At 70.5% G+C, this 17,178-nt stretch carries 16 protein-coding genes and 1 pseudogene; 6 read left to right on the forward strand and 11 right to left on the reverse strand.

The genetic code is table 11. The features are described 5' to 3' along the window. Positions 1-6: 6 nt before the first annotated feature. The gene (locus ACIPSJ_RS17550) at positions 7-1,419 is read left to right on the forward strand and encodes a dihydrolipoamide acetyltransferase family protein (protein ID WP_401346646.1); all 1,413 of its coding nucleotides are present in this window, start codon (positions 7-9) and stop codon (positions 1,417-1,419) included. Between the two features lie 316 nt (positions 1,420-1,735). Here the strand turns inward: ACIPSJ_RS17550 and ACIPSJ_RS17555 are convergent. Both ACIPSJ_RS17555 and ACIPSJ_RS17560 read right to left on the reverse strand, forming a co-directional pair. Further along, positions 1,736-2,017, reverse strand: a pseudogene (locus ACIPSJ_RS17555) (DNA-binding protein); the annotation flags it as partial. Positions 2,018-2,148: 131 nt separating this feature from the next. After that, positions 2,149-3,048 carry a D-alanyl-D-alanine carboxypeptidase gene (locus ACIPSJ_RS17560; RefSeq protein WP_359211366.1) on the reverse strand — a complete coding sequence of 300 codons (900 nt, stop codon included), beginning with the start codon at positions 3,046-3,048 and terminating at the stop codon, positions 2,149-2,151. Between the two features lie 196 nt (positions 3,049-3,244). Here ACIPSJ_RS17560 and ACIPSJ_RS17565 point away from each other — a divergent pair, with 196 nt between their 5' ends. Continuing rightward, positions 3,245-3,895: a GntR family transcriptional regulator gene (locus ACIPSJ_RS17565; protein WP_393794583.1), complete on the forward strand. Its 651-nt coding sequence runs from the start codon at positions 3,245-3,247 to the stop codon at positions 3,893-3,895. Continuing rightward, positions 3,892-5,211, forward strand: coding sequence for a nitrate/nitrite transporter (locus ACIPSJ_RS17570; protein WP_401346650.1), 1,320 nt, complete (start codon positions 3,892-3,894; stop codon positions 5,209-5,211). Before ACIPSJ_RS17565 ends, ACIPSJ_RS17570 begins: the two co-directional genes overlap by 4 nt. Positions 5,212-5,369: 158 nt before the next feature. On the opposite strand, the gene ACIPSJ_RS17575 is transcribed toward ACIPSJ_RS17570, so the two are convergent. Next, positions 5,370-6,134, reverse strand: coding sequence for an SAM-dependent methyltransferase (locus tag ACIPSJ_RS17575; protein ID WP_401346653.1), 765 nt, complete (start codon positions 6,132-6,134; stop codon positions 5,370-5,372). Positions 6,135-6,190: 56 nt separating this feature from the next. Next, positions 6,191-7,015, reverse strand: coding sequence for a maleylpyruvate isomerase family mycothiol-dependent enzyme (locus ACIPSJ_RS17580; RefSeq protein WP_359211354.1), 825 nt, complete (start codon positions 7,013-7,015; stop codon positions 6,191-6,193). A gap of 182 nt (positions 7,016-7,197) precedes the next feature. Between ACIPSJ_RS17580 and ACIPSJ_RS17585 the strand changes: the two genes are divergently transcribed. Beyond that, positions 7,198-8,019 (forward strand): carbon-nitrogen family hydrolase, encoded by an 822-nt coding sequence (locus tag ACIPSJ_RS17585; protein ID WP_359211351.1) that lies wholly within the window; start codon positions 7,198-7,200, stop codon positions 8,017-8,019. Between the two features lie 36 nt (positions 8,020-8,055). Here the strand turns inward: ACIPSJ_RS17585 and ACIPSJ_RS17590 are convergent, their stop codons facing one another. Further along, entirely contained in the window at positions 8,056-8,550 is a 495-nt protein-coding gene (locus ACIPSJ_RS17590) for an LURP-one-related family protein (RefSeq protein WP_359211348.1), read from the reverse strand. Further along, the gene (locus ACIPSJ_RS17595; RefSeq protein ID WP_401346657.1) at positions 8,547-9,545 is read right to left on the reverse strand and encodes a GlxA family transcriptional regulator; all 999 of its coding nucleotides are present in this window, start codon (positions 9,543-9,545) and stop codon (positions 8,547-8,549) included. Before ACIPSJ_RS17595 ends, ACIPSJ_RS17590 begins: the two co-directional genes overlap by 4 nt. A gap of 53 nt (positions 9,546-9,598) precedes the next feature. On the opposite strand from ACIPSJ_RS17595, the gene ACIPSJ_RS17600 reads away from it, so the two are divergent. Both ACIPSJ_RS17600 and ACIPSJ_RS17605 read left to right on the forward strand, forming a co-directional pair. Continuing rightward, positions 9,599-9,991, forward strand: a complete 393-nt coding sequence (locus ACIPSJ_RS17600) for a cupin domain-containing protein (RefSeq protein WP_359211342.1) — start codon at positions 9,599-9,601, stop codon at positions 9,989-9,991. Positions 9,992-10,057: 66 nt separating this feature from the next. Beyond that, positions 10,058-11,920, forward strand: a complete 1,863-nt coding sequence (locus ACIPSJ_RS17605; protein WP_401346660.1) for an NHL domain-containing thioredoxin family protein — start codon at positions 10,058-10,060, stop codon at positions 11,918-11,920. 92 nt (positions 11,921-12,012) lie between these two features. Here ACIPSJ_RS17605 and ACIPSJ_RS17610 read toward each other — a convergent pair whose 3' ends face one another. The 5 genes from ACIPSJ_RS17610 to ACIPSJ_RS17630 form a co-directional block, all read right to left on the reverse strand. After that, a complete protein-coding gene (locus ACIPSJ_RS17610; protein WP_355714095.1) occupies positions 12,013-12,171 on the reverse strand; it encodes a hypothetical protein in 159 nt (52 codons plus the stop codon). A 42-nt stretch (positions 12,172-12,213) separates the two neighbouring features. Further along, positions 12,214-13,320 carry a glycosyltransferase family 2 protein gene (locus ACIPSJ_RS17615; RefSeq protein ID WP_359211335.1) on the reverse strand — a complete coding sequence of 369 codons (1,107 nt, stop codon included), beginning with the start codon at positions 13,318-13,320 and terminating at the stop codon, positions 12,214-12,216. A gap of 167 nt (positions 13,321-13,487) precedes the next feature. Then, complete coding sequence (locus tag ACIPSJ_RS17620) at positions 13,488-13,736, reverse strand: DUF6458 family protein (RefSeq protein WP_359211332.1); 249 nt, start codon at positions 13,734-13,736, stop codon at positions 13,488-13,490. An 84-nt stretch (positions 13,737-13,820) separates the two neighbouring features. Continuing rightward, positions 13,821-15,119 (reverse strand): M18 family aminopeptidase, encoded by a 1,299-nt coding sequence (locus ACIPSJ_RS17625; protein ID WP_401346663.1) that lies wholly within the window; start codon positions 15,117-15,119, stop codon positions 13,821-13,823. Positions 15,120-15,201: 82 nt separating this feature from the next. After that, positions 15,202-17,028, reverse strand: coding sequence for an acyl-CoA dehydrogenase (locus ACIPSJ_RS17630; protein WP_359211326.1), 1,827 nt, complete (start codon positions 17,026-17,028; stop codon positions 15,202-15,204). Positions 17,029-17,178 lie beyond the last annotated feature (150 nt).

The following is a 17,178-nucleotide window of genomic DNA, read 5'->3' on the forward strand; positions in this document are numbered from 1 at the left end:
AGGGTCGTGACGACGATGACGGAAGCGTCCGTACGCGAATTCAAGATGCCGGACGTGGGTGAGGGGCTCACCGAGGCCGAGATCCTCAAGTGGTACGTCCAGCCCGGCGACACGGTCACCGACGGCCAGGTGGTGTGCGAGGTCGAGACGGCGAAGGCGGCCGTCGAGCTGCCCATCCCCTACGACGGTGTGGTCCGCGAACTCCGCTTCGCCGAGGGCACCACGGTGGACGTGGGCACGGCCATCATCGCGGTGGACGTGGCGGGCGGCGCCCCCGGCGAAGCGCCGGCCGCGGTCCCGGCCCCGGCCCCGGAGCCGGAGCCGGAGAAGAAGCCGGAGGGCCGTCAGCCGGTCCTCGTCGGTTACGGCGTGGCCGCCTCCTCCACGAAGCGCCGCCCGCGCAAGGGCCCGGACGCCACGGTTGCCGAGGCGGTCGTCCAGGCGTCGATCCAGACCGAGCTGAACGGCCACGGCCCCACCACCGCTCCCGCGCCGGCCGCCCCGGAACAGACCCGTCCGCTGGCGAAGCCGCCGGTGCGCAAGCTGGCGAAGGACCTGGGCGTCGACCTGGCCACGGTGACCCCGTCCGGCCCCGACGGCATCATCACGCGCGACGACGTCCACGCGGCGGTGGCGGTGCCCGAACCGGTGGTGGCGGCTGCCGTACCGGCGGCCCCCGCCGCTCCCATTGCCCCTGCCACCACGTCGTACGACACGGCCCGCGAGACCCGCGTCCCCGTCAAGGGCGTCCGCAAGGCCACGGCGGCGGCGATGGTCGGCTCCGCGTTCACGGCACCGCATGTCACGGAGTTCGTGACGGTGGACGTGACCCGCACGATGAAGCTGGTGGAGGAGCTGAAGCAGGACAAGGACCTGCACGGCCTCCGGGTGAACCCCCTCCTGCTCATCGCCAAGGCCCTGCTGGTCGCCATCAAGCGCAACCCGGACATCAACGCGTCCTGGGACGAGGCGAACCAGGAGATCGTGCTCAAGCACTACGTCAACCTGGGCATCGCCGCGGCCACCCCGCGCGGCCTGATCGTCCCGAACATCAAGGACGCCCACGCCAAGACGCTCCCGCAACTCGCCGAGTCGCTGGGCGAACTGGTCACCACGGCCAGGGACGGCAAGACGTCACCCGCCGCCATGCAGGGCGGCACCGTGACCATCACCAACGTCGGCGTCTTCGGCATCGACACGGGCACGCCGATCCTCAACCCGGGCGAGGCGGCGATCCTCGCCGTCGGCGCCATCAAGCTCCAGCCCTGGGTCCACAAGGGCAAGGTGAAGCCCCGCCAGGTCACCACCCTCGCCCTCAGCTTCGACCACCGCCTGGTCGACGGCGAACTCGGCTCCAAGGTCCTCGCGGACATCGCGTCGATCCTGGAACAGCCGAAGCGGTTGATCACCTGGGGGTGAACCCCGGGCGAATCGAGAGAAGGGCGAGACCGTGACTTCCAGTCACGGTCTCGCCCTTCTTCGACCTGCGTAAATGCTGAGAGGGATAGGCTCTCGGCGGGCGGCCGCAACTACGGATTGCGACCGCCCACTCCCCTTCCTTGACAACTCCGAGGGCTGGTTCAGCACGTAGACCGGTGCTCCTTCCGCCGTCCCACCCCGCGAGTGAACGCAGGCGTGCTGTGGCCTTCTGCGTGGCCAGCAGCTCTCGCTGCAACTCGATCGACTCGCGCTGCCCGTTTGCGAGCTGTCGTCCAGCTGAAGGTTGTGTGCCTCACATGTCTCGACGCCAGTCCCGACCTGCGGGAACATTGAGACCGTAACCTCCAGTTACGGTCTCAATACACTGGAGGTGCTCTTCTGGAACGTGGTCGGCGAGAGCCTTCCGAGAGTTGGCGGACCTCAGTTCCTTGCACACATCCACCGCCGGAAACCGGTGTGTCCCGTCCGGCATGGTCAGCCGTTGTACCCGTGCTCCGGTCGCCGCGTACACGAAGTCGCTGATGTCGATGGCCTGGTGGCGGCCGGCGGGTTTGGCTTGTTTGTCGGGTTCGTTCATGTGAACCACCTCCGCCGCGGAACCGAGGGCGGAGGGAGAAGAACTCGCGTTCTGCCGCGGTGGGTCGTCCTGGTATGGCAAAAGCCCGCCGCGTGGCGTGCGGCGGGCCTTTGGTGGGTTGGTGCGGGGGATCAGATCGTCGCGAAGCCGTAGTTCAGGAGCTTCGTGGCGTCGGTGGCGCGCTGGGAGATGGAGGAGGAGGCGAGGACGGTGCCGATGACCGTCTTGCCGTTGCGGGTCGCGGCGAAGACGAGGCAGTACTTGGCCTCGGGGCCGGAGCCGGTCTTGATGCCGATGGCGCCGCTGTAGCTGGAGAGCAGCGTGTTGGTGTTGGTCCAGGCGCCCATGGTGCGGGTGGAACCGGTCTTGGTGATCGTCTTGGCGGTGTACTTCTTCGTCTTGACGACCGTGCGGAACGTGGAGTTCTTCATCGCGCTGCTGGCGATCTTCGTCAGGTCGCGCGGCGTCGAGTAGTTGTTGCCGTTGCCGATGCCGTCGAAGGAGTCGAAGTGGGTGTGGGTCAGGCCCAGGTTCTTCGCGGCGGTGTTCATCTTGGCGATGAAGTTGGCGACGCGCTTGGCGCGGGTGGTGCCCGAGCCGTAGGTGTCCGCGAGCGCGTAGGCGGCGTCGCAGCCGGAGGGCAGCATCAGCCCGTAGAGCAGCTGGCGGACGGTGACCTTGTCGCCGACGATCAGGTGCGCCTGGGAGGCGTTGTTGGCGACGACGTAGTCGCTGTACGCCTTCTGGATCGTGACCTTCTTGTCGAGGTTCAGGTTCGACTGAGCGAGCACGACCTTGGCGGTCATGACCTTCGTGGTCGAACCGGTGGACAGCTTGGTGTCCGCCGCCTTCGTGTAGAGCGTCTTCGCGTTCGCGTTGTTCATCACGAAGCCGCCCTTGGCCACGATCGAGGGCTTGGTGACGGCCTGCGCGGGCGCCGCGGTGAGGGCCCCGGTCGCGAGCATCGCGCCGGACGTGACGGCGACGGCGACGGCCTTGCGGAGGCGGGTGCCCTTAATACCGGTAATCAACTGAAATACCCCGAGTCGAGTCGAGTCGTAATGCCCCTGGCGTGCGGCCGAGTTGGGGGTGCCGAAGCGAGTGGGGCCGCACGTGTGTGACACGTAAGTAGCACAGATGGTTGTGCGGTTGCTGAGGGCGACTTATGTCACGTCCGCATGGTGGACGAGACGGGCCTTGCGTACGTGTTGTATCTATGCTGTGGGCATGAGCCTGGCCGTCAAACAGCCCCCCGCCGCCGACCGTGTGTACTCCCATGTCAAGCAAGGTGTCCTGGACCGCCACTACGAGGGCGGCACCCTCCTCACCGAAGGCGAACTGGCCGAGGCCGTAGGGGTCTCCCGTACCCCGGTCCGCGAGGCGCTGCTGCGTCTGGAGGTCGAGGGCCTGATCCGGCTCTACCCGAAGAAGGGTGCCATGGTGCTGCCCGTCTCCGCCCAGGAGATCGCGGACGTGGTGGAGACCCGGATGCTGGTCGAGGAGCACGCGGTGCGCAAGGCCGTACCCGCGTCGGCGGCGCTGGTGGCGCGGCTGCAGGACCTGCTCGACCGGCAGAAGGCCGAGGCCGCCGCCGGCGACCTGGCCGCCGCGGCCGTCACGGACCGCTGCTTCCACGCCGAGATCGTCCGCGACGGCGGCAACGAGATCCTCTCCCGCCTCTACGACCAGCTGCGCGACCGCCAGCTGCGGATGGGCGTCGCGATCATGCACGCGCACCCGGACCGGATCGCCAAGTCGCTGACCGAGCACGAGGAGATCCTGGCCGCGCTGCGCGCCGGGGACGCCGACGGCGCGGTGGCGCTGGTGCACCGGCACGTCGACTGGTTCGCGCACCTGGCGCGGGGTGAGGTCCGATGAGCCGCAGCGGCACCTCGCTGCCCGGTGATCCTCCCCCAAAGGGGGCACCCCCAGGCGGCCGCCGGGCCGTCGCGGTCTGGGGCATCGGCGTCTCGGTCTACTTCGTCGCCGTCATCTTCCGTACGTCCCTCGGTGTCGCCGGTCTCGACGCGGCCGACCGCTTCCACGTGGGCGCCTCGGCCCTGTCGACGTTCTCCATCCTCCAGCTGCTGGTCTACGCCGGTATGCAGATACCCGTCGGCCTGCTGGTCGACCGGCTCGGCACGAAGAAGGTGCTGAGCATCGGCGCGGTGCTGTTCACGGCGGGGCAGCTGGGCTTCGCCTTCTCGCCGTCGTACGGCACCGCGCTCGCCTCGCGCGCGCTGCTCGGCTGCGGGGACGCGATGACGTTCATCAGCGTGCTGCGGCTCGGCACCCGCTGGTTCCCGGTGCGGCGCGGGCCGATGGTCGCCCAGCTCGCCGGTCTGGTCGGCATGGCGGGCAACCTCGTCTCCACCCTGGTGCTGGCCCGGCTGCTGCACGGCATCGGCTGGACCCCGGCGTTCGCCGGCAGCGCGCTGGCCGGCGCGGTCGTCCTGGTCCTCGTCCTGGTCTTCCTGAAGGACCACCCCGAGGGGTACGAGCCCGAGCCCTTCCCGCACCAGGGGGCGGCGTACGTACGGAAGCAGATCGCCGCGTCCTGGCGGGAGCCGGGGACCCGGCTCGGGCTGTGGGTGCACTTCACCACCCAGTTCCCGGCGATGGTGTTCCTGCTGCTGTGGGGGCTGCCGTTCCTGGTCCAGGCGCAGGGGCTGTCCCGGGCCACGGCAGGCGAACTGCTGACCCTGGTCGTGCTCTCCAACATGGTGATCGGGCTGGTCTACGGCCAGATCGTCGCCCGGCACCACACGGCGCGGCTGCCGATCGCGCTGGGGACGGTCGGGGCGACGGCGACGGTGTGGGCGGTGACGCTGGTGTATCCGGCGGAGCATGCGCCGATGTGGCTGCTGGTGGTGTTGTGCGCGGTGCTGGGGGCGTGCGGGCCGGCGTCGATGATCGGGTTCGACTTCGCGCGGCCCGCGAATCCGCCGGAGCGGCAGGGGACGGCGTCGGGGATCACCAACATGGGTGGATTCGTGGCGTCGATGACGACGTTGTTCCTGGTGGGTGTGTTGCTGGACGCGACCGGTGACAACTACTCGGTGGCGTTCTCGTGTGTGTTCGTGCTGCAGGCACTGGGGGTGAGTCAGATCCTGCGGTTGCGGGGGCGGGCGGTTCGGCGGGAGCGGGAGCGGTTGGTGGCGAGCCGGGTGGAGACGGTGCACGTGCCCGCGTGAGGTTTCTCTCCCATCCGCGCACCACCCGTTTCCAGTCGGCAGAGAGGCTGGGCGACCTGTGGGGGCGGGTCGCCGTCGGCGGCCTGCCGTGCGCGGTCGGGTTCTTTCCCGCCGCCCGCCGCCCGCCGCCCGGCGGCTTGCGGCGCGTGGTCGGGTGGTCAGGGGTTCGTCGGTATCAGGGTCAGGTAGGCCAGGCCCAGTACGCCTCGGTAGGTCAGCCAGGCGGAGCGGTGGGTGTCCAGGCGGGCGCGGGTCTCGGGGGCCAACGGGTGAGCGGGGTTGGCGGCCAGCCAGACCTCGGTGTCGGCCTGGTAGGCGGACTCGAACTCCTCCCACTCGTCCGGGCTCGCCGTCTCGGTCCACTCCGGACGGAAGCCGGCGGACACCGCGAGGTCGGTCAGGGTGGCCAGGTCGTGGTGGTCGGCGACCGTGGCGCCCGGCCACATCCGGGCCAGCTCCGCCTCCGTCGGGGTGCGCTGCCAGAAGCCCTCGCCGAGCAGGACGCGCCCGCCGTCGGCCACCAGCCGCCGCAGCTCCCGCAGGGCCGGCACGAGATCGTCGCCCAGCGCCTGCCGCGCCCCGAGGCACAGCACCACGTCGGCCGGGCCGCGCCGGGTGTCCACGGCGGACTCCCGGACGAACCGCACCCGCTCCGTGAGCCCCCGTGCCTTCGCGTTGCGCCGCCCGCGCCGTAGATCCTCCTCCCGCAGATCCACCCCGAGCCCCTGTGCCCGCGGCAGCGCGTCCAGCAGCCGGAGCATCAGCTCGCCCCAGCCGCAGCCGATGTCCAGCACGGTGGACGGACGGGTCGCGGCGAGGCGCCGGACCATCCCGGTCGCGCGAGCCTCGGAGAGGGGACCGTGGAAGGTGAGACGGGTGAGCCGGGGCGGGAGGTCGTCATGGGGTGCGGAGGCGACTGTCATGGCGGGCACGGTAGGTCCCGGGGGCCGGCCCGGAACACCGATTTACCGCGCCCCCGCTACTGCGTGACCGCGAAGTGACGCAGGATCGCCGCCGTCAGCTTCTGGTCGCCCTCCGCCTTCACCCGGTCCGCGACCGCGTCCGGGGTGGTGCGGCCGCAGGCCAGACGGACGTAGGTCTCCCAGTCGAGGGTGAAGATGGCGGCGGGGCCGAGAGCCGGGGTGGTCTCCAGGGTGCCGCGGCCCTGGATGTCGATGCGGATGGTGCGCAGGAACTCGACCGGTCCGTGCACATCGAAGATCACGGCCGAACTGCGCGGCGCGTCGGCGTCGTTGGCGACCACCCTCGGCAGCTCGGCGAGCAGCACGTCCCGGGCGACCTGCGCGCCCGGCGAGTCGAGGTTGCCGGGCCGGGCCAGTGCCGCCCGCAGGTCCTGCTCGTGCACCCACACGTCGAACGCGCGGTTGCGCATCGCCACTTCGAGGGTGATCTCCTTGCCCATCGGCCCGCGTACCAGGTGCCCCGGCTCGCGCGACTCGTTGCGCAGCTGGCGGTTGCGGCGGATGACCGTGTACTCCAGCTCGGACGTCATCTCGGGCGCCGTGTGGTGGCGGCGGGCGTCGACCTGCATCTCCATGTAGCGCTGGTGCTCGTTGGTGATGTGGAAGAGGTCGCGCGGCAGCGTGTGGATGGGGCGCGGGTCGCCGAGCATCTCGCAGTCCATGCCGATGACATGGGAGACGACATCGCGCACCGACCAGCCCGGGCATGGCGTCCGCCGGTTCCACTCGCCCTCGACAAGGGGCGTCACCAGCTCCGATATCGCTTCGATGGAATGGGTCCAGGCGTCGGCGTAGGGCTGGAGGGTGGGATGCAGACTCACGGAACGGGACCCCTCGGCGGTCGGTACTCGGGCAGGTTGTGGCGGCGCTGCCAGCGGGAGGTGGCTGCTGTCGGCGGGTGTCTTGAGACGCTAAGTTACGCTGCTGTGAGGCACCCCGGCAGTGCTTTCGTGTGACGATCGTAGGCCCGTATGGACGGCTCGAATGCCAGGACGGTGGTAGTGTGCGCGCCTCGCTGCTCCAGATCGATGTAAAAGACGACGAATCGGTCGAATCTCGTCGGCGGCGGGTGACCGCACTGGTGCGCGAACAGGCGGGCGCCGACCTCGTCGTCCTGCCGGAGCTGTGGACGACCGGGGCGTTCGCCTACGAGGAGTTCGCCACCGAGGCCGAACCGCTGGAAGGCCCGACGTACGAGGCGATGGCCAAGGCGGCGAGCGACGCGGGCGTCTGGCTGCACGCGGGCTCCATCCCCGAACGCACGCCATCCGACAGCGGCTCCGCCGCGGGCGAGGGCTCTCTTTACAACACGGCTCTCGTCTTCTCCCCCTCCGGTGAGCTGGCCGCGGCCTACCGCAAGATCCACCGCTTCGGCTTCGACAAGGGCGAGGCGGTGCTGATGGGCGCCGGGCAGGAACTGGTGACCGTCCGGCTCCCGGAGACCACGCTGGGCGTGGCCACCTGCTACGACCTCCGTTTCCCCGAACTCTTCCGCGGACTCGTCGACGCCGGCGCCGAGACGATGGTCCTCTCGGCGGGCTGGCCCGAACGGCGACGCGCGCACTGGACGCTGCTGGCCCAGGCACGGGCGGTCGAGAACCAGGCGTTCGTGCTCGCGTGTGGAACGGCCGGGACACACGCCGGGGTTCCGCAGGCGGGTCACTCGATCGTGGTCGATCCCTGGGGCGAGGTACTCGCCGAGGCCGGCCCGGGCGAGGAGATCCTCACCGTCGACTTCGATCCGGCCAGGGTCGCCGCGACCCGTGAACAGTTCCCGGCCCTCAAGGACCGCCTGCTGGGCCTGGAACCCCCGCACCGCCACTAGCACTTCGCAGGCCCCTGGCGCTCCGCAGGCCCTCCGTCAGTCCTCCTCCCGCTCCTTGTCGGCGAGGTGGATCACGCACACCGCCACCGCGATCAGCAGCGCCGGGTCCGCGTCGTCCCGTACGACGTCCACGCCGTAGGTCTCCCGCACGTGCAGCCAGCGCCGGGAGACCACGGCCAGCAGCTCACCGTCGTACTCGACGGCGAACTCGCGGTCGAGGATCTTGCCGCTGACGTCCAGCTCGGTGCCGTCGACCAGGCGCACGCGGTAGTGGTTGCGCAGCAGGGAGAGCCGCTTGCGCCGGATGGTCGCCAGGGGCTCGCCGTCCCGTTCGAGCACCATGGTGTCGCGCAGGGCGAACATCTTCTGGTGGATGTCGACGAGCACCCGCCCGCGGGTGTCCTTCAGCTCGAACGTGTCGCGCAGCCGCATGGCCTTGCCGTCGACGAGGAACACCTTGGTGCCGTGCTCGTCCTCGATCCAGTAGTCCTCGCCGAAGCCGAGGAGCCGGTCGCGTACCAGGAATCTCATGTCTGTACCCCTTCCCGGGCCACCGGTCCGAAACGCCGGCGGTAGTCCGAGGGGCTGAGTCCGGTCTCACGACGTAGACGCGCGCGCAGGTTCGCGGACGTACCGAGCCCGCTGCGCGCCGCCACCACGTCGACGCGCTCCTCCCCGCGCTCGATGAGCCGGCAGGCCAGCGCCACCCTTTCGCCGGTGAGCCAGGCCAGCGGGGTGGTGCCCAGCTGGGCGCGGAACCGGCGGTGCAGGGTGGCGGGGGAGACGGCGGCCCGCGCGGCCAGGTCCGCCACGGTCAGCGTTTCGTCCAGCCGCTCCTGCGCCCAGGCCAGCAGCGGCCCGAGCGACTCGTCCGGCACCTCGGGCACCGGCCGCTCCACGAACTGCCGCTGCCCGCCGTCCCGGTGCGAGGCGAACACCAGCCGCCGGGACACCGCGTTGGCGATCTCGGCTCCGTGGTCCTGCCGCCAGATGTGCAGCCCCAGATCGAGCGCGGCCGCGCTGCCGGAGGCGGTGAGCAGGTCGCCGTCGTCCACGAAGAGCACGTCCGGCCGGAGCAGCACCCGCGGATGCAGCTCCCGGAAGACGTCCGCCCAGCGCCAGTGGGTGGTGGCCGGCCGCCCGTCCAGCAGCCCGGCCTCGGCCAGCGCGAAGGTCCCGGTGCAGAAGCTCACCACCCGCGCGCCCCGCGCGTGCGCGCGCCGGACGGCGTCGAGGACGTCGGCCCCGCGCGGGACGACGTTGTCGGGCCGGCCGGGCACGACGAGCGTGTCCGCCGCGTCCACGGCCTCCAGACCGGGCACCCCGGTCAGCGTGAAGAAGCCGTGGTTCATGCGCACCTCGCGCGTGGGCGCGCACAGCGTCACCTCGTACGGCGGCACGGTCAGCCCCAGCTCGGGCCGCGGCAGCCCGAACAGCTCGGTGGCCACCCCCACCTCGAACGGATTGGTGCCCGCGTCGACGATCACGGCCACCCGATGGGTCGATTGCGAGGATCCTTGCGCCATATGCGATTTCTAGCACTCACGCCGGCGCCGGGCCACGGCCCAGGATGACCGACATGAGCAGCGAACCCGTCTCCCTCGCCCACGCCCTCGGCTCCTTCGAGGAGCTGTGGAGCCCCCGTATCGTCACCGCCGTCAACGACTACGACGTCCGCGTCGCCAAGGTCGAGGGCGAGCACCTCTGGCACGTCCACGACCACACCGACGAGTTCTTCCTGGTCCTGGAGGGCGAGCTGCACATCGCCCTGCGGGAGCCGGCCGGCGAGCGCACGGTCGTCCTGCCCAGGGGCTCGGTCTTCACCGTCCCCCGCGGCACCGAGCACAAGCCGACGGCGCCGTCCGCGGCCTCGATCCTCCTCTTCGAGCCGACCGGCACCTCCACGGTCGGCGACCGCCACGACGAGATCCCGGACCACGTGGACGCGACGACGGGCCACGCACTGCGCTGACCAGGGATTCGTCGAGTTGTCCACAGGCGAAATCGCACGGTCGGCGGTGAGTGGCACTCTTGATCCATGAGCGACACATCCCCGGCCCCCACCCGGCGCCGTGCCCGCGTCCGTGCCCCCGAGCTGGTCGGCAAGGGCGGCTGGCTGAACACCGGCGACCGCCAGTACACCCTCGCGGACCTGCGCGGACGCATCGTCGTCCTGGACTTCTGGACCTTCTGCTGCATCAACTGCCTGCACGTCCTGGACGAGCTGCGGGAGCTGGAGGAGCGGCACCGGGACACGGTGGTGATCATCGGGGTGCACTCGCCGAAGTTCGTGCACGAGGCGGAGCACCGGGCGGTCGTGGACGCCGTGGAGCGGTACGGCGTGGAGCACCCGGTGCTCGACGATCCGGAGCTCGCCACCTGGAAGCAGTACGCGGTCCGGGCCTGGCCGACGCTGGTGGTGATCGACCCCGAGGGGTATGTCGTCGCCCAGCACGCCGGCGAGGGGCACGCGCACGCGATCGCCCGGCTGGTCGAGGAGCTGGAGGCGGAGCACGAGGCGAAGGGCACCCTGCGGCGCGGCGACGGCCCGTACGTGCCGCCGGAGCCCGAGCCGACCGCCCTGCGCTTCCCCGGCAAGGCGCTGCTGCTGCCCTCCAGGACCTTCCTGGTCAGCGACACCACCCGGCACCAGCTGGTGGAGCTGGCCGAGGACGCCGAGACGGTCCTGCGGCGGATCGGCTCCGGCACGCGCGGTTTCACCGACGGCCCGGCGGCCGAGGCCTCCTTCAGCGAGCCGCAGGGCCTCGCGCTCCTCGACGACGGCTCGGTGGTCGTCGCCGACACCGTGAACCACGCGCTACGGCGCCTCGACCCCGCCACCGGCGAGGTCACCACGCTCGCCGGCACCGGCCGCCAGTGGTGGCAGGGCTCCCCGACCTCCGGCCCGGCCCGCGAGATCGACCTGTCCTCGCCCTGGGACGTGGCGGTCTTCGGCGGCAAGGTGTGGATCGCCATGGCGGGCGTGCACCAGCTGTGGGCGTACGACCCGCAGGACCGGACGGTCGCCGTCGCCGCCGGCACCACCAACGAGGGGCTGGTCGACGGCCCGGCCGCCGAGGCCTGGTTCGCCCAGCCGTCCGGACTCGCGGCCACCCCGGACCGCCTCTGGCTGGCCGACTCCGAGACGAGCGCCCTGCGCTGGGTCGACCCGGACGGACACGTCCACACCGCCGTCGGCACCGGCCTCTTCGACTTCGGCCACCGCGACGGCGCCGCCGGACAGGCCCTGCTCCAGCACCCGTTGGGCGTCACGGCGCTCCCCGACGGCTCGGTCGCCGTCAGCGACACCTACAACCAGGCGCTGCGCCGCTACGACCCCGCGACCGGCGAGGTCACCACGCTGGCCACGGACCTGAGAGAGCCGAGCGACGCGGTACTGGCCGGCGACGACATCGTGGTCGTCGAGTCGGCCCGGCACCGCCTGACCCGGCTCCGGCTGCCCGAGGAGGCCGTCCGGGTGGAGTCGGTCGCCCACCGCACCCAGCGGGCGGCGACCGAGGTGACCCCCGGCCGCCTCCGCCTGGACGTGATCTTCCAGGCCCCGGCGGGCCAGAAACTGGACACGAGGTACGGCCCGTCGACGCGCCTGCTCGTGTCCTCGACCCCGCCGGAACTCCTGCTCAAGGGCGAGGGTGCCGACACCGACCTGTCGAGAGACCTGGACCTGAACCCGGCCGTCGCGGAAGGCGTCCTGCACGTCTCGGCGATGGCAGCGAGCTGCGACGACGACCAGGCTGGGGGCACCTCCCGGTCGAAGACTGGGGGAGAATACCCCGCCTGCCATGTGCACCAGCAGGACTGGGGAGTTCCGGTGCGGATCACGGAGGGTGGGGCGAACCGGCTTCCACTCATCCTCGCCGGTATGGATCAGCGCCCCTGAAAGGGGCGCGGGGCTGTGTCGATTTGCGGCTACCGCCGCGTGGGCGCGACCAGCCCCCGCGCACCCGCAGCCGGCAAACGACCGGCCAACCGCTACCGCCGTCGCGGAACCAACTTGAACACCGCCACCCCGGCCGCCACCAGCGTCGTCGCCGCCACCACCAGCGCCATGCTGTTGATCCAGAGGCCGGTGGCGGCCAGGGTCGCACCGCCCGCGCCCGCCGTGCCCGCGCCAATCACTCTGCCGTACATCGCTTTTCTCCTAGGAGGGTCGATACGAGGGTTGAGGGAATCTCACGTCGCCACCCACTTCTCCTCGCTGCGGCGCACCAGCCCCCACAGCGAGGTGAAGTAGACGGCGTGCTGGAAGAGGTCGTAGAGCATCTCGGGGACCATCAGCGCGGCGACCAGGACGGCCTTCGGCCCCGCCCGCCGTACGGAGACGGTCTTCTCGACGACGAAGATCAGGCCGATCGCCGTCCAGAACGGCGAGAAGCCCGGCCAGCCGTACAGCGAGGTGTACGCGGCCATGTAGGTCAGGTAGATCAGGAAGGAGAGCGCGCCGAAGCCCATCAGGAACTGCTGCATGAAGTAGCGGGCGGTGACCCGGGTCCAGCCGTAGTCGCGGAGGTTCTCCAGGGCGCCGCGCTGCCAGCGCAGCCGCTGGTGCCACAGCTTGGGCAGGGACGGCATGACCTCGGTGGTGACCGAGCAGCCCGCCGGGGACATGGCCCGGTAGCCGAGGGTCTTGACCGCCTTGGTCATCTCGTCGTCCTCGGTGAGCGAGGCGAGGCTGTAGTAGCCGGTGCCGCCGCCGAGTTCACCGGCCCGGCGGGCCGCGCGGACCTCGCGCAGCACCCGGGCGCGGAACATCGTGCCGGTGCCGGTGAGGACCTGGGCCTTGCCGCCGGTGCGCTCCAGCTCCCAGGCGTAGCGGTGGAACTCCATGCGCTGCAGCAGGCCGAGGAAGCCGCCGCCGTCCTCGCCGTAGAAGACGCCGCCGACCGCGCCGACCTTGCGGTTGAAGGTGCCGAGCGCGGTCTCGACGAACCAGGGGTTGAGGACGGTGTCGGCGTCCTGCACGAGCAGCAGGTCGCGGTCGTCCATGTGCGGCAGCACCCAGGCGATGGCCTGGTTGAGGGCGCCGGCCTTCTTGTGGGTGTTGTCCTGGGTGTGGAAGACCTGGGCGCCGTGCGCGGTGGCGATGGCCGCGGTGTCGTCGGTGCAGTTGTCGGCGACGACGATGATCAGGTCGGGGCGCCGGGTCTGCTCCCAGAGGCCGTCGATCGCGTCGGCGATACGTTCCTGCTCGTTGTGGGCCGGGATCAGGACGGCGAGCCGGTGTCTGTCACCGGGCTCTTCCGGGGCGGCGTGCGCGCGGCGCGCGGCGTGACGGCGCACGGCTCGTACCCCCCGTTCGTGAAAGCCGCGGTGGGCCCGGAAGGCGATATTCCGGACCCGTCAGTGATCGCCAGTCTTCACGAAACCCCTACAAGCGCGGTAGTTGAATCCTGTAACGGATTGCTCACGGTTGCCTGTGATGACCCTGTGGGTGACGCTGTGTCCGTTTACGCGCCGTACCCACCGCCGTATCCGTCACGGTGGTGATGGTGCCGTTCGTCCTCGACGACGGCCGCCGGCGGTACGACGACCCGCCGGCGCCGGGCGATGCTGCTGAACGTGGTGACCCCGATGATCCCGACGGCCATCAGGATCAGGCCGACGACATCGAGGTTGACGCCCTTCATGTGCCAGTCGGTCGCGAACGTGAGGATGGCCCCCACGGCGATGAGAATGATGCACCCGCCGAGCCCCATGGCGTTGCCTCCCCTTCAGGTCCGGTGGTTCCGGTCCGGTCCGGGTACCCAGGAGCGGGCGGGGCATGTGCGGCTCCCGTACGGCTAGCCCTCCAGGAACGCCACCAGCGCGTTCGCGAGGAGGAACGGGTCGTCGGTGCCGCACAGTTCGCGGGCGCTGTGCATGGAGAGGATGGCGGCGCCGATGTCGACGGTCCGGATGCCGTGGCGGGCCGCGGTGATCGGGCCGATGGTGGTGCCGCAGGGCATGGAGTTGTTGGAGACGAAGGTCTGGAAGGGCACCCCGGCCCGCTCGCAGGCGGCGGCGAAGAGCGCGCGGCCCGAACCGTCCGTGGCGTAGCGGTTGTTGACGTTGACCTTGAGGATCGGGCCGCCGTTGACGCGCGGGTGGTGCGTCGGGTCGTGCCGCTCGGCGTAGTTGGGGTGGACGGCGTGACCGGTGTCGGAGGAGAGACAGACGGTGCCCGCGAAGGCTCTCGCCCGGTCCTCGTACGACCCGCCGCGCGCCAGCACCGAACGCTCCAGGACGGTGCCGAGCAGCGGTCCGTCCGCGCCGGTGTCCGACTGGGAGCCGGTCTCCTCGTGGTCGAACGCGGCGAGCACCGGGATGTGGGCCGGCTCCGTGCCGCTCGTCGCCACGGCCGCGAGGGCCGCCGTACCGGCGTGTACGGAGAGGAGGTTGTCCATCCGGGGCCCGGCCAGCAGCTCCTGGTCGCGGCCCAGGTAGGCCGGCGGTTCGACGGCGTAGGTCATCAGGTCCCAGCCGGTGACCGAACCGGCCGGCAGGCCCGCCTCCTGCTCCAGGAAGGCGATGAGGTCGCCGTCGCGGACGTCGTCGCCGAGTCCCCAGATCGGCTGGAGATGGCGCTGCTTGTCGAGCTTGAGGCCGTCGCTGCTGACCGAACGGTCCAGGTGGATGGCGAGCTGGGGGACGCGCAGCAGCGGCCGGTGCACGTCGACCAGGCGGGTGGAGCCGTCCCGCAGGCTGAGCCGGCCGGCCAGGCCCAGGTCCCGGTCGAGCCAGGAGTTCATGAGCGGTCCGCCGTAGATCTCCACGGCGACCTGGCGGAAGCCGTGCGCCCCGGTGTCCGGACGGGGCTTGACCCGCAGGTTCGGGGAGTCCGTGTGCGCGCCGACGATCCGGAACGGCGTGTGGGGCGCGGCGCCCTCCGGGACGTACCAGGCGATGATCGCGCCGCCGCGCAGCACGTACCGGCCGCCCGTCGTCCCGTCCCAGGCGTCCGTCTCGGCGACCTGCCGGAACCCGGCCTTCTCCAGCCGCTCGGCGCTGTTGGCGACGGCGTGGTACGGCGTCGGGCTCGCCGCGAGGAAGGTCATCAGGTCGTCGGTGTGGCCGCGGTCGAAGCGGGGGGATTCGCTCATGTTGTTCACCTTAACGACGTACGGAGGCCCGCTCCCCCCAGCGGGGAGCGGGCCTCCACGGACACTCGGTCGGTCGGGACGATCAGAAAGCGGCCTCGTCCAGCTCCATCAGGTCGAGGTCGACATCGGCCGCGACCTTGCGGGCCAGGGTGACGCCCGGCAGCACGTTCGCCGCGAAGAACTTCGCCGCCGCGATCTTGCCGGTGTAGAACGGCTTGTCCTTGTTCGAGGCCGTCTCCAGCTTCTCGGCGGCGATCGCGGCGCCCTTGAGCAGCAGGTAGCCGACGATCACGTCGCCGGAGGCGAGCAGCAGGCGGCTTGTGTTGAGGCCGACCTTGTAGATGTTCTTGACGTCCTGCTCGGTGGCCGCGAGGTCGGTCAGCATCAGGCCGACGATCGCCTCCAGCTCGACGGCCGCCTTCGCGAGGTGCTCGCGGGCGCCCGCCAGGTCCTCGCCGCCGGTGCCGAGCGCGAGGAACTTCTTGATGTCCTCGGCGAGGGAGTTGAGGGCCGCGCCCTGGTTGCGGACGATCTTCCGGAAGAAGAAGTCCTGGCCCTGGATCGCGGTGGTGCCCTCGTACAGGGTGTCGATCTTGGCGTCGCGGATGTACTGCTCGATCGGGTACTCCTGCAGGAAGCCGGAGCCGCCGAAGGTCTGCAGCGACTGGGCGAGCTGCTCGTAGCCCTTCTCGGAGCCGTAGCCCTTGACGACCGGCAGGAGCAGGTCGTTCAGTGCGTGCTCGGCGGAGGCGTCCTCGCCGGTCGCCTCCTTGACCGCGATCGCGTCCTGGACGGAGGCGGTGTAGAGGACGAGGGCGCGCATGCCCTCGGCGTACGCCTTCTGCGTGATCAGCGAGCGGCGCACGTCGGGGTGGTGGGTGATGGTGACCTTGGGCGCGGACTTGTCGCCGAAGGCCGCGAGGTCGGAACCCTGGACGCGCTCCTTGGCGTACTCAAGGGCGTTGAGGTAGCCGGTCGAGAGCGTGGAGATGGCCTTCGTGCCGACCATCATGCGGGCGAACTCGATGATCCGGAACATCTGGCGGATGCCCTCGTGCTTGTCGCCGATCAGCCAGCCCTTGGCCGGGTGGCGGTCGCCGAAGGTCATCTCGCAGGTGTTGGAGGCCTTCAGGCCCATCTTGTGCTCGACGTTGGTGGCGTAGACGCCGTTGCGCTCGCCCAGCTCGCCGGTCTCGAAGTCGAAGAGGTACTTGGGGACCAGGAAGAGGGAGAGGCCCTTGGTGCCGGGGCCGGCACCCTCGGGACGCGCCAGCACGTAGTGGAGGATGTTCTCCTCCATGTCGTGCTCACCCGAGGTGATGAAGCGCTTCACGCCCTCGATGTGCCAGGAGCCGTCCTCCTGCCGGACCGCCTTGGTGCGGCCGGCGCCGACGTCCGAGCCCGCGTCGGGCTCGGTGAGCACCATGGTCGAACCCCAGGTCCGGTCCACGGCGAGCTGCGCCCACTTCTTCTGCTCCTCGGTGCCCTCGTCGAAGAGGATCCGGGCGAACGCCGGGCCGGAGGAGTACATCCACACGGCCGGGTTGGCGCCGAGCACCAGCTCCGCGTACGCCCAGATGAGCGACGGCGGGGCGGTGGTGCCGCCGATCTCCTCGGGCAGGCCGAGGCGCCAGTACTCGGAGTCCATGAAGGCCTTGTAGCTCTTCTTGAAGGACGCCGGGACCGGTGCGGTGTTGGTCTCCGGGTCGAAGACCGGCGGGTTGCGGTCGGCGTCGGCGAAGGACTCCGCGAGCTCGTTCTCGGCGAGCCGGGTCAGCTCCTCCAGGACGCTCTTCGCGGTGTCGGTGTCCATCTCGCCGAACGGGCCGGTGCCGTACAGCTTGTCGCGACCGAGCACTTCGAACAGGTTGAATTCGATGTCGCGGAGGTTGGACTTGTAGTGCCCCATGGTGACGGCTCCGTATCCGGATCGGCGAGGCACTGAATCCTCGCGCAAGCGTTCACATACCAACGAGTAGCTCCGATGATGCTACCCGTCGGTAATAAGATGCAACCCCGATCGGCTGAAGTGTGAGAAGGGTCTACCTTCTCGCAGCCG

Source organism: Streptomyces sp. NPDC090088 (genome assembly GCF_044747345.1).
In the GTDB taxonomy this organism is placed as follows: domain Bacteria; phylum Actinomycetota; class Actinomycetes; order Streptomycetales; family Streptomycetaceae; genus Streptomyces.

What these genes read in the sequence shown, in the direction of transcription:
- ACIPSJ_RS17605 (WP_401346660.1), top strand. Translation starts at nt 10,058, where the DNA reads ATGAGCGACACATCCCCGGCCCCCACCCGGCGCCGTGCCCGCGTCCGT.
- ACIPSJ_RS17625 (WP_401346663.1), bottom strand. Translation starts at nt 15,119, where the DNA reads ATGAGCGAATCCCCCCGCTTCGACCGCGGCCACACCGACGACCTGATG.
- ACIPSJ_RS17575 (WP_401346653.1), bottom strand. Translation starts at nt 6,134, where the DNA reads ATGACAGTCGCCTCCGCACCCCATGACGACCTCCCGCCCCGGCTCACC.
- ACIPSJ_RS17565 (WP_393794583.1), top strand. Translation starts at nt 3,245, where the DNA reads ATGAGCCTGGCCGTCAAACAGCCCCCCGCCGCCGACCGTGTGTACTCC.
- ACIPSJ_RS17595 (WP_401346657.1), bottom strand. Translation starts at nt 9,545, where the DNA reads ATGGCGCAAGGATCCTCGCAATCGACCCATCGGGTGGCCGTGATCGTC.
- ACIPSJ_RS17570 (WP_401346650.1), top strand. Translation starts at nt 3,892, where the DNA reads ATGAGCCGCAGCGGCACCTCGCTGCCCGGTGATCCTCCCCCAAAGGGG.
- ACIPSJ_RS17620 (WP_359211332.1), bottom strand. Translation starts at nt 13,736, where the DNA reads ATGGGGCTCGGCGGGTGCATCATTCTCATCGCCGTGGGGGCCATCCTC.
- ACIPSJ_RS17600 (WP_359211342.1), top strand. Translation starts at nt 9,599, where the DNA reads ATGAGCAGCGAACCCGTCTCCCTCGCCCACGCCCTCGGCTCCTTCGAG.
- ACIPSJ_RS17610 (WP_355714095.1), bottom strand. Translation starts at nt 12,171, where the DNA reads ATGTACGGCAGAGTGATTGGCGCGGGCACGGCGGGCGCGGGCGGTGCG.
- ACIPSJ_RS17630 (WP_359211326.1), bottom strand. Translation starts at nt 17,028, where the DNA reads ATGGGGCACTACAAGTCCAACCTCCGCGACATCGAATTCAACCTGTTC.
- ACIPSJ_RS17590 (WP_359211348.1), bottom strand. Translation starts at nt 8,550, where the DNA reads ATGAGATTCCTGGTACGCGACCGGCTCCTCGGCTTCGGCGAGGACTAC.